General features: G+C 60.9%; 19 protein-coding genes, 1 tRNA gene and 2 pseudogenes. 8 read left to right on the forward strand and 14 right to left on the reverse strand.

Going from position 1 to position 21,512, the window contains the following annotated elements; genetic code table 11:
• Positions 1-4 precede the first annotated feature (4 nt).
• From AC0V6M_RS01545 to AC0V6M_RS01555, 3 genes are all read right to left on the reverse strand, one after another.
• Complete coding sequence (locus tag AC0V6M_RS01545) at positions 5-583, reverse strand: L,D-transpeptidase family protein (RefSeq protein ID WP_486137106.1); 579 nt, start codon at positions 581-583, stop codon at positions 5-7.
• A gap of 80 nt (positions 584-663) precedes the next feature.
• Positions 664-1,959, reverse strand: a complete 1,296-nt coding sequence (locus tag AC0V6M_RS01550; RefSeq protein WP_486137107.1) for an adenylosuccinate synthase — start codon at positions 1,957-1,959, stop codon at positions 664-666.
• Between the two features lie 715 nt (positions 1,960-2,674).
• Positions 2,675-3,379, reverse strand: coding sequence for an imm11 family protein (locus AC0V6M_RS01555; protein ID WP_486137108.1), 705 nt, complete (start codon positions 3,377-3,379; stop codon positions 2,675-2,677).
• 1,063 nt (positions 3,380-4,442) lie between these two features.
• Here AC0V6M_RS01555 and AC0V6M_RS01560 point away from each other — a divergent pair.
• The gene (locus tag AC0V6M_RS01560; protein ID WP_486137109.1) at positions 4,443-5,228 is read left to right on the forward strand and encodes an alpha/beta hydrolase; all 786 of its coding nucleotides are present in this window, start codon (positions 4,443-4,445) and stop codon (positions 5,226-5,228) included.
• A 4-nt stretch (positions 5,229-5,232) separates the two neighbouring features.
• On the opposite strand, the gene AC0V6M_RS01565 is transcribed toward AC0V6M_RS01560, so the two are convergent.
• The 4 genes from AC0V6M_RS01565 to AC0V6M_RS01580 all read right to left on the reverse strand — a co-directional run bounded on the left by AC0V6M_RS01565 (position 5,233) and on the right by AC0V6M_RS01580 (position 9,917).
• The gene (locus tag AC0V6M_RS01565) at positions 5,233-5,706 is read right to left on the reverse strand and encodes a hypothetical protein (protein ID WP_486137110.1); all 474 of its coding nucleotides are present in this window, start codon (positions 5,704-5,706) and stop codon (positions 5,233-5,235) included.
• A gap of 42 nt (positions 5,707-5,748) precedes the next feature.
• Positions 5,749-6,855 carry an ATP phosphoribosyltransferase regulatory subunit gene (locus AC0V6M_RS01570; RefSeq protein ID WP_486137111.1) on the reverse strand — a complete coding sequence of 369 codons (1,107 nt, stop codon included), beginning with the start codon at positions 6,853-6,855 and terminating at the stop codon, positions 5,749-5,751.
• Between the two features lie 171 nt (positions 6,856-7,026).
• A complete protein-coding gene (serA, locus tag AC0V6M_RS01575) occupies positions 7,027-8,610 on the reverse strand; it encodes a phosphoglycerate dehydrogenase (RefSeq protein WP_486137112.1) in 1,584 nt (527 codons plus the stop codon).
• A 143-nt stretch (positions 8,611-8,753) separates the two neighbouring features.
• On the reverse strand, positions 8,754-9,917 hold the full coding sequence (locus AC0V6M_RS01580) for a phosphoserine transaminase (protein ID WP_486137113.1): 1,164 nt from the start codon (positions 9,915-9,917) through the stop codon (positions 8,754-8,756).
• Positions 9,918-10,400: 483 nt separating this feature from the next.
• Here AC0V6M_RS01580 and AC0V6M_RS01585 point away from each other — a divergent pair, with 483 nt between their 5' ends.
• Positions 10,401-11,591 (forward strand): glycosyltransferase family 4 protein, encoded by a 1,191-nt coding sequence (locus AC0V6M_RS01585; protein ID WP_486137114.1) that lies wholly within the window; start codon positions 10,401-10,403, stop codon positions 11,589-11,591.
• Positions 11,592-11,627: 36 nt separating this feature from the next.
• Here the strand turns inward: AC0V6M_RS01585 and AC0V6M_RS01590 are convergent, their stop codons facing one another.
• Together AC0V6M_RS01590 and AC0V6M_RS01595 are read right to left on the reverse strand one after the other, a co-directional pair.
• Positions 11,628-12,050, reverse strand: a complete 423-nt coding sequence (locus AC0V6M_RS01590; RefSeq protein ID WP_486137115.1) for a hypothetical protein — start codon at positions 12,048-12,050, stop codon at positions 11,628-11,630.
• A gap of 107 nt (positions 12,051-12,157) precedes the next feature.
• A complete protein-coding gene (locus tag AC0V6M_RS01595; RefSeq protein ID WP_486137116.1) occupies positions 12,158-12,811 on the reverse strand; it encodes a PadR family transcriptional regulator in 654 nt (217 codons plus the stop codon).
• Between the two features lie 115 nt (positions 12,812-12,926).
• Here AC0V6M_RS01595 and AC0V6M_RS01600 point away from each other — a divergent pair.
• From AC0V6M_RS01600 to AC0V6M_RS01610, 3 genes and pseudogenes are all read left to right on the forward strand, one after another.
• Positions 12,927-14,263: pseudogene (locus AC0V6M_RS01600) on the forward strand (replication-associated recombination protein A).
• A complete protein-coding gene (locus AC0V6M_RS01605) occupies positions 14,224-14,958 on the forward strand; it encodes a hypothetical protein (RefSeq protein WP_486137117.1) in 735 nt (244 codons plus the stop codon). Before AC0V6M_RS01600 ends, AC0V6M_RS01605 begins: the two are co-directional and overlap by 40 nt.
• Positions 14,958-15,866, forward strand: a complete 909-nt coding sequence (locus tag AC0V6M_RS01610) for a hypothetical protein (protein WP_486137119.1) — start codon at positions 14,958-14,960, stop codon at positions 15,864-15,866. Before AC0V6M_RS01605 ends, AC0V6M_RS01610 begins: the two co-directional genes overlap by 1 nt.
• A 15-nt stretch (positions 15,867-15,881) precedes the next feature.
• Here AC0V6M_RS01610 and AC0V6M_RS01615 read toward each other — a convergent pair whose 3' ends face one another.
• On the reverse strand, positions 15,882-16,301 hold the full coding sequence (locus AC0V6M_RS01615; protein WP_486137120.1) for a TM2 domain-containing protein: 420 nt from the start codon (positions 16,299-16,301) through the stop codon (positions 15,882-15,884).
• Positions 16,302-16,488: 187 nt separating this feature from the next.
• On the opposite strand from AC0V6M_RS01615, the gene AC0V6M_RS01620 reads away from it, so the two are divergent.
• A tRNA-Thr gene (locus tag AC0V6M_RS01620) sits at positions 16,489-16,564 on the forward strand.
• A gap of 77 nt (positions 16,565-16,641) precedes the next feature.
• Here AC0V6M_RS01620 and AC0V6M_RS01625 read toward each other — a convergent pair.
• The 4 genes and pseudogenes from AC0V6M_RS01625 to queF form a co-directional block, all read right to left on the reverse strand.
• Entirely contained in the window at positions 16,642-18,033 is a 1,392-nt protein-coding gene (locus AC0V6M_RS01625) for a hypothetical protein (protein ID WP_486137121.1), read from the reverse strand.
• A 21-nt stretch (positions 18,034-18,054) separates the two neighbouring features.
• Positions 18,055-18,120, reverse strand: a pseudogene (locus tag AC0V6M_RS01630) (hypothetical protein); the annotation flags it as partial.
• Positions 18,089-18,385: a hypothetical protein gene (locus AC0V6M_RS01635; protein WP_486137122.1), complete on the reverse strand. Its 297-nt coding sequence runs from the start codon at positions 18,383-18,385 to the stop codon at positions 18,089-18,091. The pseudogene AC0V6M_RS01630 and the gene AC0V6M_RS01635, both read right to left, overlap by 32 nt.
• 214 nt (positions 18,386-18,599) lie before the next feature.
• On the reverse strand, positions 18,600-19,070 hold the full coding sequence (gene queF / locus AC0V6M_RS01640) for a preQ(1) synthase (protein ID WP_486139552.1): 471 nt from the start codon (positions 19,068-19,070) through the stop codon (positions 18,600-18,602).
• Positions 19,071-19,315: 245 nt separating this feature from the next.
• Here queF and AC0V6M_RS01645 point away from each other — a divergent pair, with 245 nt between their 5' ends.
• Positions 19,316-20,608, forward strand: coding sequence for a hypothetical protein (locus tag AC0V6M_RS01645; RefSeq protein WP_486137123.1), 1,293 nt, complete (start codon positions 19,316-19,318; stop codon positions 20,606-20,608).
• Between the two features lie 54 nt (positions 20,609-20,662).
• Positions 20,663-21,511 (forward strand): sulfurtransferase, encoded by an 849-nt coding sequence (locus tag AC0V6M_RS01650; RefSeq protein WP_486137124.1) that lies wholly within the window; start codon positions 20,663-20,665, stop codon positions 21,509-21,511.
• Position 21,512: the final 1 nt, after the last annotated feature.

The raw sequence follows: 21,512 nt of genomic DNA on the forward strand, positions 1-21,512 counted from the left end.
CCGTTTAGGGACGGATCTCGATCGGGGTGCCATCGGGCACGAGGCGCCACAGCTCCTCAATCTCTGCATTAGAGAGCGCGATGCACCCATCGGTCCAGTCCCCGCGCATTCGCCGTCCCGCACCATTGGGCTGACCATGGATGAAGATGTCACCGCCCGCCGAACGGCCATATTGCGCTGCAAAGCGGCGGTCGTTCACATTCGGGTAGTTGATCCGCAGGCTCAGGTGATAGCTGCTTTGCGGGTTGCGCGTGTCGATGGTGTAAAGGCCCTCCGGCGTGCGCTCATCGCCCTCAAAGCGCTTGTGCCCCATCGGCGCATCGCCGAACTGCAAGCCATAGTAAGCGCGGATCGGGCGGCCGTTGTTGTAAGCGACCAGCATGCGCTTTGACTTGTCGACGATCAGGTAGTCGGCCAAGCGCGCGCCGCGCCTTGGCACACTGCGCGATGCGCCCGCAGGCGGCACCGGATAGGCGCCGGTATGCACCCGAGCATCCGGCGCCGCATCCACAATGGTCTCGCTGCCCGGACCCACGCAGGACGCAGTCAAGAGCAGAGCAATCAAGGCAAACAGGCGCTTCATATAGCTTCAAACTAACGCGAGGTCGGCGCACGCGCAATTGCGCATCGGCCCCTATGTCCCAAGCAGGGACTTACGCAGCCCTAACCATAGTCCTCAAACGGGTCCTTCATCAGGATCGTATCGTCGCGCTCTGGGCTGGTCGACACCAGCGACACCGGCGTCTCGATCAGCTCCTGCACGCGCTGGATGTACTTGATCGCATTCGCTGGCAGGTCGGCATAGGAGCGCGCACCCACGGTGCTCTCGCTCCACCCCTCCATCTCCTCATAGATCGGCTCCACCTCGGCCTGATCCGCCGAATGGCTCGGGAAGTAGTCGAGCACATTGCCGCGCAGCCGGTATCCGGTGCAGATCCTAACCGTTTCCAGCCCGTCGAGCACGTCGATCTTGGTGAGCGCAATCCCGGTCACACCGCTGATCGCGCAGGTTTGCCGCACCAGCACCGCATCGAACCAGCCGACGCGCCGCTGGCGCCCGGTGACGGTGCCGAACTCATGTCCGCGTTCGCCAATGCCCTGGCCGATCTCATCATCAAGCTCTGTGGGGAACGGGCCGCTGCCAACCCGCGTCGTGTACGCCTTCACAATGCCCAGCACAAAGCCGGTGGCATTCGGGCCCAGCCCACTGCCGCTGGCGGCCGTGCCGCTGACGGTGTTGGAGCTGGTGACGAAGGGATAGGTGCCGTGATCGACATCGAGCAGCACGCCCTGCGCGCCCTCGAACAGGATCTTCGCGCCCGCCTTTCGCACCTTCTTGAGGCGCTTCCACACAGGCTGAGCAAAGCGCAGGACGAAGTCGGCAACATCGGCCAGCTCCGCCAGGATCGCCTCACGATCGACAGGCGGCTGGTCAAAGCCCGCGCGCAGCGCGTCATGGTGCGCGCACAGCCGGTCGAGCTGCGGCTCCAGCCGGTCGAGATGCGCCAGATCGCACACGCGGATCGCGCGGCGTCCGACCTTGTCTTCATAGGCCGGGCCAATGCCGCGCCCGGTCGTGCCGATCTTGCCCTTGCCCGCCGCGGTCTCGCGCAGCGCGTCAAGATCGCGGTGCACCGACAGGATCAGCGGGCAATTGTCCGCAATCGCCAGATTGTCGTCATTGATCGCAACGCCCTGGCCTTCCAGCTTCTGCACTTCCTCCCGCAAAGCCCACGGGTCCAGCACCACGCCATTGCCGATCATGCTCATCGTGCCGCTGACGATGCCCGATGGCAGCAGGCTGAGCTTATAGACCTCGCCATCGATCACCAGCGTATGGCCGGCATTATGCCCGCCCTGGAAGCGGACAACGGCGTCGGCGCGGCTGGCGAGCCAATCGACGATCTTGCCTTTGCCTTCATCGCCCCACTGGGCGCCGATTACGGTGACGTTAGCCATGCTCTACTTTCATGCTGATTCGGTAGGGAAGGTGTGACCCGACAAACCGCGCGGGCCTAGGGCGTCGCGCGGGCAAGAGCAAGGTGGTGTTTGTGTTTCGCACACCATCCGGTGTGCGATCTCCTCGGCCCTGTCGGGCCTGCGTGCGGCCACAAGGGCCTTGCGGTAGGCTGGACGCCGACCGTGCTCCGCGACCAAGCCAGATGCAAAGCTCCAAGACGCTTGGTGCTGGGTCGCTGGCTTGGAATGGCTCGAGACCGGAGGTCTCGCAAGGGCGCACGCCCGCCCGCAGCGACGCGATCGCCAGATCGCATGAGCGAGGATAGCCAAGTGAGCGGATGCGAACGCCGGCGCTTGAGGCCCAACAAGCCAACCGAGGACATCGCACGCTGGATAGCGTGCGGAACCACAAACGACTCCTCTTCCCACCCCACTCCACTCATCGCTACTGAAGCACGCTTGGAGCGGCTGGAACACAGTGCAGGGCCAAAAAGACCAATCGATCACAGATGCGCCGATTGATCGATTTAGTCGATTAGTGGGAAGCTGGAGGACAGGGAACAAAAGCATGCGCCATCCTTAGCGGGTCAGTGCTATGTAGGAAAACTGGTGAACCTCAGTGAGCGCCGCGTCGCTGTGCTAAATCCGTTCACGCTTTAAAGCTTCAAATTGGCATACAGACGTGAGAATTACCGCACGCTGTTTTCTGTGGCCATTAGATATACCCCACTTCGCAATTTCGGTCAGCAGCAACGTATTCGCGCCATCTATCCAGCAGCGGCCCCATATGCTCCTCAGCGACCCATTCGCGGTCCACTTCGTGGCATTCGCGCCAGATTTGCAACGCCCTGAAGCGCCCTTTTCGCAGCGCTGCGCAGAATTCGTCCGAGACGAACAATTGGTCCCAACCCAGCGGCCCGCCGGTCCAAAGATGCCGACCTTCGATCTGCGGTTTGGAAAGCGAGATTTCGAGCGGGGTGAGCTTTACAATGTGCTTCAACATAGGCGAGATTTCGCCCCTGCGGTTCTTGTAAAACCACTCTTCCTTGTTGTCGGTTAGCAAACAATCGACATCGGCATTGCAATTGAAGAAGTAGAATTCGCCTTCCATCACTTTGCCATCGTGGTATTGCAGCTCAATCGGCGCAAATAGGTGCAATCCCGGCTCAAACTGTTCAACCAGGTCTTTGAAACGCCGATTGCAAGCAACCGCATAATCGACAATAAAGACATCCTGCTTGGGCGGAGCCTTCGCCACCCTGCGACTGTGCGCGGCTTTGGGCAGGTTTCTTTCGCTGAGCGGCCTGCTCAAAGAGAGCCCGCTGCCGACAAGACCACGCTTCTCTTCGACGGCATCAGGATCAACCCAATCAAAATCCGGTCCAGCATAGGACATGTCTTTTTTGATCCACCAAGCCATCAATTCTTCCTCAACATGGCGCCAACGCCAAACGCAGCGCTACGTTGCAAAACGCAGTAACCCCGCTTCCTTACTGTTTCGTTGGGGCGCTTCAACACCCACCGTCATCCCAGCGAAAGGCATTCTCCTGAGCCTGTCGAAGGGCTGGAATCTCAATCGGTGTGGTCGCGTGCTGAGCGGCCCTAGACCCCAGCCTACGCTGGGGTGACGGTGGCCGAGACAAGGCTCGTCATGCTGAATTCAGTTGTGCCGTGCACAGCTTCGCTTCCAACATCCATCGCCAGTTCAAACCCAAGTATGTCGCGCCAAGGCATGGACCCTGGAAGCGTAGCTGGCCGAAGGTCAAACGAGTTCAGGGTGACGTGGTTGAAAGAAGCGGGGTTTCTCGGTCGTCGAGGCTCAGCTTATTCGTCATTCCGGAAGCGTAGCTCTGCAAAGCAGACCTGATCCGGGATAACCCCCTAGGTCTCGCGCTCATTGTGACGGTTATCCTGGAAGCGCAGCCGGCCACAGGCCAACCTAGTTCAGGATAACGGTGGCGCTATAAGCCAACGCCCAACCAAGGTCAGCCTCACGACCAACGCGTCCCAACCAGCCCCGCACACCCGCCCAAAAAGCAGCGCCAGTTCGCCACCATCCAGCCAGCATTAATCGGCAGCGCGACACTCTGCGACAATTCGCGACTTGAACCTCAGCTGTGCATTTGCGCAAACCATGCGGCCTCAGTTGAAACACAGGAACCCGGCATGAAATTACGCTACGCTCTCCCCCTTGGCACACTGGCGACAGCAATGATCGCTGTACCAATTCTCGCCCAACAAAGTAGCCGCGTCTCGAGCGAATGCCGTCAAGAAGTCGTCCAGCTGTGCGGCCGTGACCGCTCCGAGATCAGGGCTTGCCTGCGCGACAACCTGTCCGAATTCAGCAGCACATGCACGGCAGAATTCCGCGAACGCGCCCAGCAACGCCGCGGTGAGCGCGGCGAACGCGGTGGCCGCCGTGGGGGCGAGCGCGGAGAAAGGCGCGGGGAAAGAGGGAGCGCCGCGCGGCGGCTCAGGCAGGGATGAAGGTGGATGCTGCGGTCTTTTATGGCGCGCATCCAAACCAAGCAGCGGATTTCTATGCCCCCAAAGATGGGCCGCAAACGGATCGCTGGAATGATCTTCCGCCGTTGATCCTGTTTGTGCATGGCGGCGGCTGGACGATTGGCGATCGCAAGAACTCCATCGGGCAAAAGGCCGCGCATTTCACCGGCGCTGGCTATGCCTTTGCCTCGACCGGCTATCGCTTGGTCCCGGATGCGACGGTTGAAGAGCAGGCAATGGATATCGCCAGCGCGATCAATGCTTTGCGTGCGCAAGGCGGCGAATTGGGCTTTGACCCCAACACGATCATAATGATGGGGCACAGCGCCGGGGCGCATCTGGCCGCATTGGTCAGCACCGATCCGCAATATGCAGGCGATGCGTTCGGGGCGATCAAAGGCGCAGTTCTGCTTGATGGCGCAGGCTATGACATTGCCGCCAGCATTGCGGGCGCAGGTACGCGGGAAAAGGCGCTTTACACCAAAGTGTTCGGCATCGATGCCGCGCGGCAAAGCGCCTTGTCACCGGCCGCCCATGTCGGCGGACCAGATGCGCCCAATTGGCTGATCCTGCACGTTGCGACGCGCGCAGAATCAGCCGAGCAATCACAAATGCTCAGCAGCAAATTGGCCGCCGCCGGAGCCGATAGCGCCGCACTGCCCGTGCAAAACACCAATCACCGGCGGATCAATCGGGAATTGGGGGCCAGCGGGGATCCGGCGACCGCAATGGTCGATGCGTTTTTGGAACGGGTTTTGGGCTAAGCGCTCAGGAAGACAGCCCCATCGCGCTGCGCAAGGCGGCAGCCGATCCGGTCAGCGAGAATGTGTGGCTCGCTCCGTTGGCTGTCGAGACCGTGACGCTCGACTTTGACACCATCGCCCGCAGCAAGTCCCCTTCCAGCCCGATTTGGGGTTTGCCGCCCACACGTTCCGACAAGCGCGATATCACCGTGCCGTCGTCGAAGGTGAAGGTCACAACAGCAGGCGGGCGTGGATACTCGCCGTCAAGCGCGACGCGGAATGTGCAGAGCACTTGGCGGGGCCGGGTGTCGGATGGGTCGAAGTCGGACGGAGCCGCATCGGGGCAAACCACGTGCATGCCGTTATCGTAGGAATTCTCGACAAAGCCGCCATCGGTGATCCAGGCGTAATGGCCGCCTTCATTGATTTCATAATTCCATTGCGCGGCAACTGGACTTGCGAACGCCAAGCTGGCTGCGGCGACTATAAGCTTTAACATTGCTACCCCTTCCACCAATTCAGGCCGTGATCGTATAGGTTTCTAAAGCGCGGTGATGTCGTCTCCATGAACGATATGTGTGCAACCAAGAGCCTTGGCGTCTTCGTCTTCGCCGAGTTGCGCAATCGTGCGCCAGCCAATTGCGCGTAGGCGCGCGGCCGCGTCTTCGTCATAACCCTTGGGCAGGTAGAGCGTGCTTGCCGCCTCCGCCTCTGGTGCCGCCTCGGCCACGGCGTCGACATAGAGCGTGAAGCCGGTTGCGGCCTCGTCGCTGCCGCCAATGCGGTATGTGCCGCCGCGCCCGGCGGCCCCGCGCACGCCATCTGCATAGATCGTGAAGCCGAACCAGCTTTGGTATTCAAAACCGTGGCGTTCGGTCGGGTCGAGCGTGATGCGCGCTGCATCTCCCACCCGCGCGGCAATCGCCTCCAGCCCCTTAATCCGGCTGGACAAGGCGCCGCCTGCGTCAATCGCGCGGAGCTTATCGCGCGCCTCGGCAAAATCGCCGGTTGCATAGAGCAGCGGCAAATAGGCCTCGCCGCCCGCCTGCTTCAGCCCGCCAGCATCCTTGGTATCAAGCTCGCGCCGGACATCTTCGGCTTGCTCAGCGGTCAGCGGCATGGCCTTCTCTGCGAGAGTATCGACCAAATCAGGCAGAGTGAAATCAACCGAAATCCCGGTGAGACCCGCTGCGCGCAGGGCCTCCACCGCCAGCGCAACGATCTCGCCTGCTGCCTCCGCCGTATCTGCCCCGATCAGTTCCGCGCCCAATTGCAGGCGTTCGCGTGCTGGATCGAGCTGGTCCGCCTGGATCAGCGCCGTGTCACCGCAATAGGCGAGGCGCAGCGGACGCGGGCTATCGGCCATGCTGGTCGCCGCGATGCGCCCGATTTGCGGGGTAATGTCGCTGCGCAGGGCAAGCGTGCGCAGACTGTCCGGGTCGACAAAGCGAAACGCATTGCGGGTCTTCACCCCCTCCATGCGCGCGGCCAGGGATTGCTCAAATTCGAGCAGCGGCGGGCGCACCCGGTCATAACCGTGGGCTTGCAGCGCATCCAGACTGGCGCGCATGGCGCGGGTGATGCGGCTTGCCATGGCGGGCAAACGGTCGGCCAGCCCAACGGGCAGGAGATTGTCGGTATTGGTCATACAGGTGCGCGCTAGAATAAGAGCAGCCCTTCGACAAGCTCAGGGCGAACGGAATATTGCATCGGTTCGCACTGCGAACCGCAAGGGCGACTGCCCGCCGGCCGGTTAGGCCGCCCCTCGGAGGCACCGGCCCGCTGAATAGCGGGCCGGATTGCCGTGAGAGAGAAAATCTTAGAATTCCAGCGCTTTGACCAGCTTCACGCCTTCGACCTTTTCAGCATCGGCGATGACTTCGGCCGTCACCGGCTGATCGAGCGAGAGCAGCAGCACCGCCTCGCCGCCCGCATCGCGCCGGCCCAGGTGGAAGGTGCCAATGTTGACGCCGTGATTGCCCAGCAGCGTACCGATGCGGCCAATAAAGCCCGGCGCGTCCTCGTTGACGACATACATCATGTGACCATCCAGATCGGCTTCGATACCGATCCCGAAAATCTCCACCAGACGCGGCGCGGTGTTGCCAAACAAAGTGCCTGCGACGGAGCGCGGGCCTTGTTCTGTCTCCACCGTGACGCGGACGAGCGTGTTATACGCGCCTTCGCGCTCGTGGCGCACTTCGCTGACGTTGAGACCGCGTTCCTTGGCGAGGTACGGCGCGTTGACCATGTTCACCGTGTCGGAATAGCGGCGCATCAGACCGGCCAGAACAGCGCCGCTGATCGGCTTTCCATTGAGCGCGGCGGCTGCACCTTCACGCTCAATGCTGATCTTGGTGAGATTACCGTGGGCCAGCTGACCCACAAGGCTGCCGAGCTTCTCAGCCAGCGCCATGTACGGTTTCAGCTTCGGCGCCTCTTCAGCCGACAGCGATGGCATGTTGAGCGCGTTCGTAACGCCGCCATTGACCAGATAATCGGCCATTTGCTCGGCCACTTGCAGCGCAACATTGACCTGAGCCTCGGTGGTGGAGGCGCCAAGGTGCGGTGTGCAGATGAAGTTTGGCGCGCCGAACAGCGGGTTTTCCTTAGCTGGCTCCTCCGCAAACACATCGAGCGCGGCCGCGGCCACTTGCCCGCTTTCAAGGCAATCTTTCAACGCGGCCTCGTCAATCAATCCGCCGCGGGCGCAATTGACGATGCGGATGCCGGGCTTCGCATTTTCCAGCCGTTCGCGGCTGAGGATATTGCGCGTCTGATCGGTCAGCGGCGTATGCAGCGAGACAAAGTCTGCGCGGCTCAGTAGCGTGTCCAGATCGACCTTCTCCGCGCCCATTTCGACGGCGCGTTCTTCAGTCAAGAAGGGATCGTAAGCGATCACTTTCATCTTCAGGCCAAGCGCGCGGCTGGCGACGATCCCGCCAATATTGCCCGCACCGATCAGGCCGAGCGTCTTGCCAGTCACCTCGACGCCCATGAAGTCCTTCTTCGGCCACTCGCCCGCTTGCGTGCGAGTGTTTGCCGCCGGGATTTGCCGGGCGAGCGCCATGATCATCGCGATCGCGTGCTCTGCGGTGGTGATCGAATTGCCGAACGGGGTGTTCATCACGACCACGCCCTTGCCGCTGGCATAGGGGATATCGACATTGTCGACGCCAATGCCCGCGCGGCCGATGACCTTCAGATTGGTCGCGGCGTCGAGAACGGCGGGGGTGACCGTGGTGGAAGACCGGATTGCGAGGCCATCATAATCGCCGATCCGCGCGATCAGCTCTTCCGGGGTTTCACCCGTGATCACATCAACATCGCAGCCGCGCTCTTCAAAGATACGCGCTGCATTCGGATCCATCTTGTCAGAGATGAGTACTTTAGGTTTGGTCATTGGAATTTACTCCAGAATCTGCAGAAATCCGTTCGCCCTGAGCCTGCCCGAGGGCTGCACTTCTGTTGAGAGTGCGCCCATTGCTTCAAGAAAAACAGTGCTTCGACAAGCTCAGCACGAACGGTGGAATTGTTGGCTCGAAATCAGCCAGCTTTGACGTGCGCGTAGGCCCACTCGATCCACGGCAAAAGGCGTTTCAGATCCTCTTGCTCAACCGTGCCGCCGCACCAGATGCGCAAGCTCGGCGGGGCGTCGCGATAGCCGTTGAAGTCATAGCCAACATGCTGTTCTTCCAGCATTTTGACGATCTTCTTCGGCACGGCGGCCTGATCTTCGGCGGATAGGTTTTCGTACCAATCGCCGGTGAACTTCATGCACACGCCAGTGTTGGTGCGTTTGGCCGGATCGCTGACCATGTTTTTCAGCCAAGGCGTCGCCTCAATCCAATCACCCACGATTTTCGCATTGGCATCGGCGCGTTCAAACATCGCCTTGCGCCCACCCAGCGCCTGCGCCCATTCGAGCGCCGCGATGTAATCCTCGGCCGCCAGCAAAGATGGCGTGTTGATCGTCGCGCCTTCAAAAATGCCGCGATTGATCTTGTCGCCCTTCTTCAGGCGGAAAAGCTTGGGCAGCGGCCATTCAGGATCATAGCTCTCGATCCGCTCAATTGCTTTGGGCGAGAGGATCAGCATGCCGTGCTGCGCCTCTGATCCCATCACCTTCTGCCAGGAATAGGTCGTCGCATCGAGCTTCGCCCAGTCCATTTCCTGGGCGAAGATCGCGCTGGTGGCATCGTTGATGGTCACGCCCTTACGGCCTGGCTCCAGCCAATCCGTGTTGGGGATCTTCGCGCCCGAGGTCGTGCCGTTCCAGGTGAAGACAACGTCGTTGTCTTGCGGGATCGAGTGAAGATCAGGGATCTCGCCATAATCGGCATCTAGCACTTGCAGGTTCGGCAGTTTCGGCTGCTTCACTGCATCCTGGATCCAGACATTGCCGAAGCTTTCCCAAGCCGCAACGGTCGCTGGACCTTGGCCCAGCATGGTCCACATCGCGCATTCCAGCGCGCCAGTGTCAGAGGCGGGCATGATGCCAACGAGGTAATCCTCGGGCACGCCCAGCATCTCTTTTGATAGATCAATCGCGTATTTAAGACGCGACTTTCCGACGGCCGAGCGATGCGAGCGCCCGAGCGATTCGGTTTTCAATTTGTCGAGGGACCATCCGGGAAACTTAACGGTCGGACCGGATGAAAATTGCGGACGAGCAGGCTTCAGCACCGGCTCGGCAGGTAGTTCAGTCATGTATTCTCTCCTTACAGAGAGCTCGCGCGGCGTTGGGACCGCGTGGCCCGGAGCCGCGTGTAGTGGCGTCTCGCCGCATGTCAACGAAGGAGTCTATGTTTTACGCATGCCATCCGGCACGCGATCTCCTCGCTCACGCGACCTGACGGTCGCATCGCTGCGGGCGGCCGCAAGGGCCTTGCGGCTCGCTAGACGCTCGCCGAGCCATTTCAGGCCATCGATGTGGGACCAAGCGTCTTGGCGCTCATTCGGTGTCTTGGCCCCAAAAACCTTGGCGTAAAGCGGCTGGCTTGGAATGGTTCGGCGCCGAAGGCGTCGCAAGGCCGACCGGCCGCCCGAGCTTATGCGAGGAAAGCCAAGGCGGACGGATGTCCGCCGCCCGGCGTTTGAGGGCGTACACAAAAATCCAACATATCGCGGCGCCGATGCGATGCGCAAAACAAACTCGCAAATCCTCGCGCAACATTCTATGCCGCGCTCAACATGGAAATTTCCGATCTTCGCATCGCCCTGTTTAGCGGCAATTATAACTACACCCGCGACGGCGCGAACCAGGCGCTCAATCGCCTCGTCGGTTCGCTGCTGGGTCTGGGCGCGGCGGTGCGGGTCTATTCGCCCACGGTGGAAGAGCCCGATTTTGAGCCAACCGGCGATTTGGTGAGCCTGCCCGGCTGGCGCATGCCGGTGAAGGGAAGGAGCGAGTATCGCCTGCCAACCGGCTTTAATACCAAGGTCCGGCGCGATCTTGAGAAGTTCCAGCCCAATATTGTGCATCTGTCCTCGCCCGACCCATCGGGCCATGCGGCGCTGAAATGGGCGCAGGAACACGATATTCCGGTGCTGTCCTCGGTTCACACCCGGTTTGAGACCTATCCGCGCTATTACAAAATGGGCTTTTTAGAGCCTGCCGTGCTTTGGATGCTGCGGCGGTTTTACAATCGCTGCGATGCGCTAGTCGCGCCATCGCAAAGCATGATTGACGAGCTGATCGCGCAGGGCATGCATGATGACATTGGCTTGTGGACGCGCGGCGTGGATCGCACCGTCTTCGATCCATCAAAGCGTGATATGGAATGGCGCCGCAGCCTGGGCCTGGCGGATGACGACATCGCGATCGTCTTCCTGGGCCGGTTGGTCATGGAGAAAGGCCTCGACGTCTTTGCCGACAGCATTATCGAACTGCGCAAACTTCAGGCCCCGCACAAGGTGCTGGTGATCGGCGATGGCCCCGCACGCGGCTGGTTCGAAGATGCCCTACCCGGCGGGATTTTCGCAGGCTTTCAAACCGGCGCTGATCTGGGCAAGGCGCTGGCCAGCGGCGATATCTTTTTCAACCCGTCCATCACTGAGACGTTCGGCAATGTGACGCTGGAGGCGATGGCGAGCGGTCTGCCAGTGGTGGCAGCCGGAGCCACCGGCGCATCCAGCCTGGTCGATGATTGGGAAACTGGCCGGCTGGTGCCCCCAGGCGATACCAAGGCCTATGCCGACGCGCTGGCACCCTATTGCACCAATCACGACCTGCGCGCGCGCCACGGCGCCGCGGGCGAGATGAATTCTCGCGAATACAGCTGGGAGGCGATCAACCGCGTGGTCGCCGACTTGTATGTGCGCCTGGTTGAAGAGCGCGCAGCACTGATCGCGAAGGAAAGCGTGGAGCAAGCGGTGGCTTAGTGGGCTGGCCGCCTTTAGCCGCCCGCGCCCATTCCTTTATCTCAGCACACCCGCCGACTTCATGCGGAGCGCGTACCACAGCATAAACAAAGTGGTCACCCAGATTAGACCTGTAAGCATCGGGCTTTGCAGGCTCTCTGGAATTTCCGACATTGTATATTGGTAGATGTTCGAGCCGATAAGGCCGACAATCGCGATGAGGATTGCGATCACTGCGTGGCGTGATCTTAGCAAGATCAGCAGCGATCCCGCTATCGCGCCCCAAACGCCGAGCGCCCAAAAGGTGTTGGCCCACACCGGGTGGCTAGCGAAATAGGCGATCTCCTCAGCGCCCATGCCTAGATCGGCGAGCTTGCCCAGCCGAGTCATCGTGTAGCTAAAGCCGCCAACCGAATTCCACAGCAGCGTTAGAACCCCGACGACCCACAGGTGCCAAGGCGTTTTGACAGATTGTTCCATTGTGTTCCCTCCCAAGAATGGACGCGACCCAGTCTCAGAAGGGTGAGGTTATATCAAAGGCGCAGAGCGGGCAAACCGGGGGTTGATTGCCCGCGCTGTTCCTAATTTCACATTCTCTCAATACGCTTGGCGACCTCATCGATAATGTCGACAATTTCATTCATCGCGTTTTGATCGAGCTTTCCGGCGCGGGCCCGGTTTTTCAACACAGAGCCGAGATTGCCCATCGCGCGGAACAGATCGGGCGAGCGTTCTTTGACCTTTTCGGCCCGGTCGCCGTGCTCGTTAATCCGGCCCATCAGCTGATCGACCTCTTCAGCGCGCTCTTTCAGCTCTGCCTTGCCAGTTTTGGTCGCCTTGAACGGCTTCTTGCCGCTCGTTTCGCCATCTTCTGCCTTCGCTTTGGACTTCGCCGGTTTGATCTTGCCCTCTTCCTCGAGCATTTGCAGCGTCGGATAGACCGCGCCCGGGCTCGGCGCATAGCCGCCCGCCGTCATGTCTTCGATCGCCTTAATCAGCTCATAGCCGTGGCGCGGTTCTTCATTGATCAGCGCCAGCAGTGCGAGGCGCAGTTCGCCTTGACCAAACATACGCCCACGCCGCTTGCGCCGTTTGGGGCCGTCTTGCCACGAACCGCCACCCCGCATTTTCTCGCCGATCTCTTCCCAATCGCCCGCAGAGGACGCCATCATCGCGACCAACGGGCCGAGGTTATTCCAGCCGCCATTCCAATTGCCGCGGCGTCTTTTCTGCCAAGTCATATTCACTCTCCTAAATTCAATTCGATAACTCTTGATAGGCTTAAGATATATCGCAGAGCTATCAATACAAGAGGTGGATGGCATTTTCCGACCAGCGCCTTATCAGACCAGACGAATGACTGACTTGTTTGGAAATGATGCGCCGCCGCCTGCCTCGGGGCCGTCTGGAGGGCCTGACCAGCCGCGTGATGACGCGCCGCTGGCCGACCGGCTGCGCCCGCGCGATCTTGGCGAAATTATCGGCCAAGAACACCTGACCGGGCCGACCGGCGCGATTGGGCGAATGGTCGCGGCGGGTAAGCTTTCCAGCATGATCCTGTGGGGGCCGCCGGGCACGGGCAAGACCAGCATAGCGCGCCTGCTGGCCGACAGTGTGGGCATGCGCTTCGTCTCAATCAGCGCGGTGTTTTCCGGCGTGGCGGACCTCAAGAAAGCCTTTGCAGAGGCCGATAAAATGGCCGGTGCGGGCCAGCGCACGCTGCTGTTCGTGGACGAGATCCACCGCTTCAACCGCGCGCAGCAGGACGGCTTTCTGCCGTTCGTAGAGCGCGGGACGGTGACGCTCGTTGGCGCGACCACTGAGAACCCCAGCTTTGAACTCAACGCCGCGCTGCTCAGCCGCAGCCAAGTGCTGATCCTGGAGCGTCTCAGCCATGAAGCACTGGAGGCATTGCTGGCCCGCGCAGAGGCGCTCGAAGGCCCCCTCCCCTCTCTGAGGATGCGCGTGCGGCGCTCATCGCAAGCGCGGATGGCGATGGCCGGTTCCTGCTGGGTCAAGCGGAAACGCTCTACAACGCAGCGCTATCCGAACCGCTCGATCCCGCCGCCCTCGGCCAATTCCTGCAGCGGCGCGTCGCGGTCTATGACAAGGACCGCGAGGGGCATTACAACCTCATCAGCGCGCTGCACAAGAGCTTGCGCGGCTCCGATCCGCAGGCGGCACTCTATTACATGGCGCGGATGCTGACGGCCGGTGAAGAGCCGATGTATGTCCTGCGCCGCCTGGTCCGCTTTGCTAGCGAAGACATTGGCCTGGCTGACCCAAATGCGCTCACCCAATGTCTGGCGGCCAAGGACGCCTATGAGTTTCTCGGCAGCCCGGAAGGTGAGCTCGCGATTGTTCAGGCCTGCCTCTATCTCGCCACTGCGCCCAAATCGAACGCTGCCTACGGGGCGCAAAAGGCCGCGTTCAAATCCGCGCGCGAAACGGGCAGTCTGATGCCGCCACAAAACATCTTAAACGCGCCGACTAAGCTGATGAAAGACATTGGCTATGGCAAAGGCTACGCCTACGATCACAATGCAGAAGATGGCTTTTCCGGCGACAATTACTGGCCGGAGGGGATGGAGCCTCAGGACTATTACGCGCCGGTCGAACGCGGGTTTGAGCGCAAGGTGAAGGAGCGAATGGAATGGTGGGCAAACAGACGGGCCGAATTGCGCGGGGAATAATGGGCGCAGCGCTGGCGGCCCTCACCTGCGCCGCTCCCGCCTCAGCGCAATCAAACGCCGCCGCCGCATCGCCGCCCGATGCGCAAAAGCAATGCCCCGCCAAACCCATCTTGGAAGGCGACTATCCTAGCCGCGAAGCGCCGCTAAAGCTCCCAAGTGATTGGGCCAAACACGCCAGTTCATCCATGAATTGGATTGCAGTTCGAACCCAAATGGGCGCGGTTCACTGCGTTGAGACCGCTTGGTTCTATGTCGCTGACAACTACCAACGCTTTAATGATCGCTTCCTCGGCTTTGATTGGCAGGGATATGAGGCCTGGGGGTACGTCTTGATTGATACCGCTGGCGCCGGGCAATCCATGGAGATCGGAACCAAGCCCAATTTCTCACCTTCAAACAGCAGCTTCGCCGTGATGCAACACAGCGAAACCGGATGGGGCGGGTTTGAAGGCTTTGCCGTGTGGCGCATCTATCCCGCTGGCTGGACGCCGCTGCGGGTCGAAACCAACACGCCTTTCCTCGCCGATTGGCGGATTGACCGCTGGGAGGGCGAGGATTGCCTGCACCTATCAGCCATTCCGATCGAACGTGTGACTGGCTGGAACGATCTCTCAAAATACAAGCGCGACCGCTATGTCGCAGGCGCGGCTGGCGGCTGGGCGCTGACGCTGGGCGACATCTGCCCCAGCTATTGATGCGCGATTTTGATCACTTTCTGGCGATCGATTGGTCGGGCGCGAAGGGAGAGCGGCACAAGGGCATTGCCTTAGCGCTCGCCGATGCCAAAGGCGGCCCACCCGTGCTGGTTGAAGCCCCACCGCGCGGCTGGGCGCGCACCGAAGTGCTTTCATTGCTGCGCGACGAGCTGCCTTCCAACACGCTCGTCGGGATTGATCTTGGCATCAGCCTGCCGTTTGTGGATGCGGGCGCGTATTTTCCGGGCTGGAAAGAAAGCCCGCGCCACGCCAATGGCCTGTGGGAATTGATCGACCGGATCTGCGCCAATGACCCGCATTTGGGCGCGCACAGCTTCCTCAGCCACCCAGAGGCCGCGCGCTATTTTCGGCACAGCAAGGACAATGTCGGCGACCGCTTTCATCTGCCCGATGCCATTTCTCGCGAGGGCCGCTTTCGGCAGGCAGAGACCGCTCAGCGCGCGCAAAAATGCCGCCCGGTCAGCAATTTCAACCTCGTCGGCGCGGCGCAAGTTGGCAAAAGCTCGCTGACCGGCATGCGTATGCTGCATCACCTCAAAGGGCATCTGCCGGTCTGGCCAGTGCAGCCTATCCCGCCCAAGCACCCGACGCGCGGGTCGATGCTGGTGGAGATTTACACCGGGCTTGCCGCCAAAGAGGCCGCCGCCAGCATGGGCGGGCGCGGCGGGCGCACCAAATTGCTGACCTATGCCGATCTAAACGCGGCGCTGGAGGGATTGGACAGCCCGCCGGTTGCGCAAATTGGCGAGATTGATGACCATTCCTCTGACGCTTTGCTGACCGCGGCCTGGCTGCGCAAAGTGCATAAGGAGCCTGAGCGCTGGGAGCCGCGCACACTGACGGCAGAGATCGCCCGCGTCGAAGGCTGGACCTTCGGCGCGTTCTAGGCCCTGTTGACCAGCCTAGTTATAAGGGCTGAAAATATCGCGCCGCTCTTTGCGGTATCCGGTGGCGCGCAGATCTTCGATCATCGCCTCTCGGCGCTTGTCCGCTTCGGTCAGAACAGGGCGAGGCTTATCCCTATTATTCCGATCTGGAGCTGCCCCACCTGCGCCGGCTTTGATCAAATTGATCGTTTTGAGATTTTGCTCACCGATCATCGAGGGGATCAGAAACAGATCGATGACCCATAACAGCGCCACTATGGGCAACAGAATGACGGTGCAGGCCATAATCAGGCGGATAACAGCAGATTTGGTCTTGCCCGCGTAGAAGCGGTGAACGTTGAACATTCCGAAAAAGAACCATAGCAAATACGCGGCCAATACCGATTTGCTATTGGCCTCAAACGCCTCATCTATATGCTGCTCGTGATCCACCATTCAGTCCTCTTATGCCCACCTACGATGTATCTTAGCAAAGCGTAAGACAAGGGAGGAATGACCTATTCAGGCCGTTTTTTCTACGAACTGCAAAGCCTGTTCTGCAAACTCGCAGCAATGAAGGTCTAGACATTGAGGGTGTTTTGCGGCTAGCGGGCGTTTCCGCTCAAGAAGCGGATGGCAATGGGCCGGCTTAGCTCAGTTGGTAGAGCACCTGATTTGTAATCAGGGGGCCGCGAGTTCGAATCTTGCAGCCGGCACCACTTCCCACTTTTTCAGCATTGATGGCGCGGCAAGCGTTGGCTCGGGCAACGATCGAGCTGGCAGGCTGCGCCTCTCCTCAAAACTCACCAGAAAACGCGACGCTTGCCCCGGTGTTGTTGCCGCCCGCGTGGCTGACGCTGGCCGAAATCGCGAACGGCTGATCGCTGCTGAGCCGGTGGGTCAGGCCCAAGCTAAAGCCAAACTCACCCCGAAACGTCGCGCCCTTCCCGATATAGCTCGTTCCACCAGGACGTGACGGCATTGGCGCATCAGTCAGCGCCATCGCCGCCGCCACACCGCTGCGGACATCATTGTCGAGTTGATCCGGCTGGAAATCGATGGCCTGCACCCGCCCGCTGAGCGCATCGAACTGCGCGGTGGAGACCTGCGCGACCGCATTAAGCGCCACCCGCACATTGTCGACCGAGGCGGCTGTGGCCACGCTCTGTCGGCCCAAAGTGCCATTGGCATCCACTGTCACCGCATCAACAGGGCCAACCTGAGCCGCCGTGCTCGCATCGATATCGCCAATCCGCACCGATGAACCTGTCCCGCCCAGCGTTACCTGATTGGCTGCCGTGGTTGCAGCGCCAGCCCCAATCGCGGTCGAGCCTTCTTGATTGACCAGCGCGCCGTTACCCAGCGCCAGAGCATTCGCGGCCTGCCCGCGTGCGCCAGCGCCAATCGCTGTCGCGCCGGCAATCGTTGCACGGGCCGAGCCGCCAATCGCGGTTGCATTCGCACCGCGAGCAAAGGTTCTGTTCCCCAATGCAAAGGCATCATCACCGCGGGCCACAGCATCCTCGCCAAGCGCGGTTGCCCGAGCCGATTCAGCCAAAGCGTCTGCACCCACAGCCAAAGCGCTCACCCGCGTCGCACTCGCGCCTGCACCAATTGCAATCCCGTTATCCTGCTGAGCATTCGCATCCGCTCCTAACGCAATGGCCGCAATGCCGGACGCCTGCGCGCCGAAAAAGTCTCCATCCACATCACCACCTACAGCGATCGCGCCGGTCATTGTGGCGTTTGACAATACACCTAAGGCTGTGCTGCTAAAGCCACTTGCACTAGCATCAACGCCCAAAGCCATGCTGCCATTGCTGCTTGCCGTTGCATCAGCGCCAATAGCTATTGCCAAAACACCTGTTGCCTGCGCACCCATGGTGCCGAAATCATTGCCATCACCGCCGATGGCAATTGTTCCTGTCTGCGTAGCATTGCTGCGCCCACCAATCGCAATAGCGGATGGACCACCTGCAGCCGTATCCGCACCAATTGCGATCGAGGAATCCCCGCTCGAGTTAGCCCCCAAACTATCAGCATCGCCTGCATCCGTACCAATCGCGATAGAGTTCGCTCCGCCAGCAGACGAGCTGCGCCCGAGCGCGGTGGTGCCTATTCCCAGCGCCTGAGCGGATCGGCCAATTGCCGTTGTATCGCCATTCCCAGCCAGGGACTGATACCCCAAAGCGGTCGCGCTGATATCGGTCGCGCCAGCATCGACGCCAATTGCGGTGCTGTTGTCACCCTCTGAGTTTGCATCGAGATCCGGCAGCTAAAGTGTTCGCGCCGGTAGCAGCCGAGTTCCCGCCAATGGCCGTACTGCTGGCGCCAGAGGCATCTGATCCCACTCCGCAAGCCAGCTCATTATTACCGTCATCAGAAATCGCGCCGCCCGTTGTATCAACGTTGGAGTCGGCATTACCGTCTTCATTTGTGTCCAGCAGACACGCCTCTGCAAGGACCTCCTGCGGAGCCAGGACTAATGCGGCCGCGCAGCCGAGCGACAAAATCGTCGAGACCAAAAGCGTATTTTTCATGCGTATTTCCCTTCCAACACAGTGAAAGGGGCGGCTAAATGCGATCCGAGAATTAACGGCGGCCATTACAGGCAAGTTGAGCCCATTGAGCCAAGCCGTTGAAATTGGCAAACTTCACCCGCCCCAAAGTATTCCCCGAATGAGTTTAGCTGGTTCCTAAAGACAATTATTGTACAAAGTCGACATGTCACGCGATGCAACAGATCGACTTTGCCTACCCCCGCCCGCGATAGGGCTGAACGCCTTGATCGGGCACCCACAGGCCCTCTGGCGCGGCGCCTGTTTGCCAGAACACATCAATCGGAATGCCGCCGCGCGGATACCAATAGCCGCCAATGCGCAGCCATTGGGGCTTCATTTCCTCGACCAGCCGCTGGCCAATGCCGACCGTCACATCCTCGTGAAAGCCGTTGTGATTGCGAAAACTGCCCAGAAACAGCTTGAGGCTTTTGGACTCCACAATCGTGTCGCCCGGCGCATAATCGATCACCAAATGCGCAAAATCGGGCTGATCGGTGACCGGGCATAGCGACGTGAACTCTGGCGCCGCAAAGCGCACCAGAAACAGCGATCCCTTGCGCGGGTTCGGCACATAATCGAGCACCGCCTCTTCTGGAGAGGTCGGCAGCGGCGTGTCTTTGCCCAAAAATGCAGGCGCAGCGGGATCGTTAGGTGTGGTTTCCATGCCGCGCTGTTGCCGCGAAAGCGCGCTCCATGCAAGCGACAAGCTGGACGGAGCGGCGTTAATATCTATGTCAGACATGCGGTGGCAGTGCTGCGCTGATATGTTGTCATCGCGCTGCCCGGCCGCCCCTACAAAGTGCTATGGCCAGTGCGCCCGTGCACACAGCCATTTTGAAAAGACCCGCTACGCCAAAGATCATGCTTGCTGTTTCTTCTTTTCGGATTTTGTCCGCGCACAAAGCGGCGATGATATGCGCCCTAGTTGTGCTGGGCCTTGCTGCGGCTGCGCCGACCGTGGCCCAGTCCTCACCGGGCGGCTTCACCCTGCCGACCAGCACGCCCACGCCCCGGCCAGAGGTGGAAGGCCCAGCAGATGACACCGGTCCAGCCGCTTTGCCGCCGCGCGTCATTCCAACGGATACGCCAGCGCCTACGCCAACGCAGGCCGCGCCGCCTAGCGCCCTACCGACCCCTACGCCAACAATAACGCCGGTCCTCAGCCCAAGCGACACTGTGTCTCCCGAGGCAACCGGAGCGGCAGGTTCGGCCCCGAGTTCAGCCATTCCAACGAGGCGTCCGGCGACAGGGCCGGAAGGCACACCGGGCAATGCGGGCACTACCGTTCCCGGCGCCGCATCGCCTTCAGTGACAGCACCGACGGATGCGGGAACCCCCGGTTCGACAACCCCCGGTTTTGACACCAACGTCCCGCTGCCCGATGCTTCGATCCCAGATACGGAAGCAACAGGCACCGCAGCCGAAGAAGCGAGCGGCACGATACCGCTATGGGCATGGATTGCTGGCGGGCTGACATTGCTCGCCTTGATGATCGGTGGGGCCTTGTTCCTCAGGCGCGGAACAGCCGCCGTCGCTGTTCCCGAAATCGAGCGACCAAAGGTAGCGGGGCGCCACGAGCCAGAGCTTAATCCTGCTCCAAGCGAGCCAGCACCCGCAACCGCCAGCAATAATGTAACAGCAAGCACAATCCCCGCTCCCGCTACGGCCATGGCCATGGCCAGCGAGCCAACAGAGGAGGCCGCGCCAATTCCCAGCGCGCCCGCGCGGATCGACATTGATATTGAGATCGTGCGCGCAACCCGCAGCGTCATGAACTTCACGCTCGACTACCGCCTGAACCTCGCCAATCGCACCCCCAATGCGGTGCGCGACGTGTCCATCTCCGCAATCCTCACCAGCGCTCAAAGCGGAGCTGCGCCGGGCAGCGCCGCCCTGGGCTTTGACCGCCCAGCGCCGGTGGTTATCCCACGCATCGGCCCAAACAAGACTCATTCCGAGAGCGGGCAGGTGCAATTGCCGACCAGCAAATTGCAGGTGATGCGTCAGGGCAATGTCCCGCTGTTCGTGCCGCTGCTGCAGATCACTGTCACACAGGGCAATGGCGAACCGGTGACGCGCCATTATGTCGTCGGCCAGCCCAGCACAGCGAGCGCCGCGCGGCTCCAGCCGATCCCGCTTAACACACCGCCGGGCGGCATTCCTGGCCTGCGGGTGCGGGAACTGGATATTCAACCGGCATAAGCGGGCACTTGGCGGCGGCGGCCCAGCGCGCTACCGCTTTGCCGCATGGACCAAATGACCGAAAATCTCGTCAGCACCGAGTGGCTGGCTGACGCACTCAGCGATCAGGATTTGGTGGTTCTCGACGCCTCGCTCCACCTGCCAGCGGCGGGCCGCGACGCCCGCGCTGAATTCGCCGCCGCGCATATTCCCGGCGCGCGGTTCCTCGATCTGGCCAGCCTGGTCGATCAGACCAGCGACGTGCCCTCTGCCCTGCCTCGACCAGAGCAATTGGCGACGCGCATTGCAGAGCTGGGCATTCAGCTGGGCAATCGCATTGTGATCTATGACGACAGCGCGGTGAAAACCTCCGCGCGCGCTTGGTATCTGCTCACATCCTTATGGATCGCGCCGGTCGCGGTGCTTGATGGCGGCCTTGCCAAATGGCGCGCGGAAGGCCGCCCGCTCGAGGCTGGAGAGACGGATGCCGAAGCCAGCGGCATGCCTGAGCTGAGCCAGCCAAAACGCTTGCGGATAAAGGCTGATATGCTCGCCAACCTGGAAACACAGGTAGAGCAAGTATTGGACGCGCGCAGCACCGACCGGTTCGAGGGCGCAGGCGCAGACCCCGTGCATGGCGTAGAAGGTGGTCGTATTCCCGGCTCTTACAACCTGCCGTTTAGCGAGCTTTTTAATGAAGACGGCACCTTCAAACCGGCTGACGAATTGCGCAGTGCCTTTAAGAACACCGGAATTGATCTGGACAAGCCGATCACCACAAGCTGCGGCAGCGGCGTCACCGCCAGCGTCTTGCTGCTTGCGCTGGCGCAGATCGGCAAGACCGACTGGGCGCTGTACGATGGCAGCCGGTCCGATTGGGGCAGCGATCCGGCCACGCCGAAGTCCACCGGGCCAAGGGACTAGG

The organism is Erythrobacter sp. JB3-1, from assembly GCF_057364995.1.

Excerpts from the sequence above, each read along its gene's own strand:
- AC0V6M_RS01545 (WP_486137106.1), bottom strand. The coding sequence starts at position 583 with ATGAAGCGCCTGTTTGCCTTGATTGCTCTGCTCTTGACTGCGTCCTGC.
- AC0V6M_RS01645 (WP_486137123.1), top strand. The coding sequence starts at position 19,316 with ATGATATGCGCCCTAGTTGTGCTGGGCCTTGCTGCGGCTGCGCCGACC.
- serA (WP_486137112.1), bottom strand. The coding sequence starts at position 8,610 with ATGACCAAACCTAAAGTACTCATCTCTGACAAGATGGATCCGAATGCA.
- queF (WP_486139552.1), bottom strand. The coding sequence starts at position 19,070 with ATGGAAACCACACCTAACGATCCCGCTGCGCCTGCATTTTTGGGCAAA.
- AC0V6M_RS01560 (WP_486137109.1), top strand. The coding sequence starts at position 4,443 with ATGAAGGTGGATGCTGCGGTCTTTTATGGCGCGCATCCAAACCAAGCA.
- AC0V6M_RS01650 (WP_486137124.1), top strand. The coding sequence starts at position 20,663 with ATGACCGAAAATCTCGTCAGCACCGAGTGGCTGGCTGACGCACTCAGC.
- AC0V6M_RS01580 (WP_486137113.1), bottom strand. The coding sequence starts at position 9,917 with ATGACTGAACTACCTGCCGAGCCGGTGCTGAAGCCTGCTCGTCCGCAA.
- AC0V6M_RS01555 (WP_486137108.1), bottom strand. The coding sequence starts at position 3,379 with ATGGCTTGGTGGATCAAAAAAGACATGTCCTATGCTGGACCGGATTTT.
- AC0V6M_RS01605 (WP_486137117.1), top strand. The coding sequence starts at position 14,224 with ATGGTGGGCAAACAGACGGGCCGAATTGCGCGGGGAATAATGGGCGCA.
- AC0V6M_RS01550 (WP_486137107.1), bottom strand. The coding sequence starts at position 1,959 with ATGGCTAACGTCACCGTAATCGGCGCCCAGTGGGGCGATGAAGGCAAA.
- AC0V6M_RS01595 (WP_486137116.1), bottom strand. The coding sequence starts at position 12,811 with ATGACTTGGCAGAAAAGACGCCGCGGCAATTGGAATGGCGGCTGGAAT.
- AC0V6M_RS01585 (WP_486137114.1), top strand. The coding sequence starts at position 10,401 with ATGGAAATTTCCGATCTTCGCATCGCCCTGTTTAGCGGCAATTATAAC.
- AC0V6M_RS01590 (WP_486137115.1), bottom strand. The coding sequence starts at position 12,050 with ATGGAACAATCTGTCAAAACGCCTTGGCACCTGTGGGTCGTCGGGGTT.
- AC0V6M_RS01565 (WP_486137110.1), bottom strand. The coding sequence starts at position 5,706 with ATGTTAAAGCTTATAGTCGCCGCAGCCAGCTTGGCGTTCGCAAGTCCA.
- AC0V6M_RS01615 (WP_486137120.1), bottom strand. The coding sequence starts at position 16,301 with ATGGTGGATCACGAGCAGCATATAGATGAGGCGTTTGAGGCCAATAGC.
- AC0V6M_RS01635 (WP_486137122.1), bottom strand. The coding sequence starts at position 18,385 with ATGAAAAATACGCTTTTGGTCTCGACGATTTTGTCGCTCGGCTGCGCG.
- AC0V6M_RS01570 (WP_486137111.1), bottom strand. The coding sequence starts at position 6,855 with ATGACCAATACCGACAATCTCCTGCCCGTTGGGCTGGCCGACCGTTTG.
- AC0V6M_RS01610 (WP_486137119.1), top strand. The coding sequence starts at position 14,958 with ATGCGCGATTTTGATCACTTTCTGGCGATCGATTGGTCGGGCGCGAAG.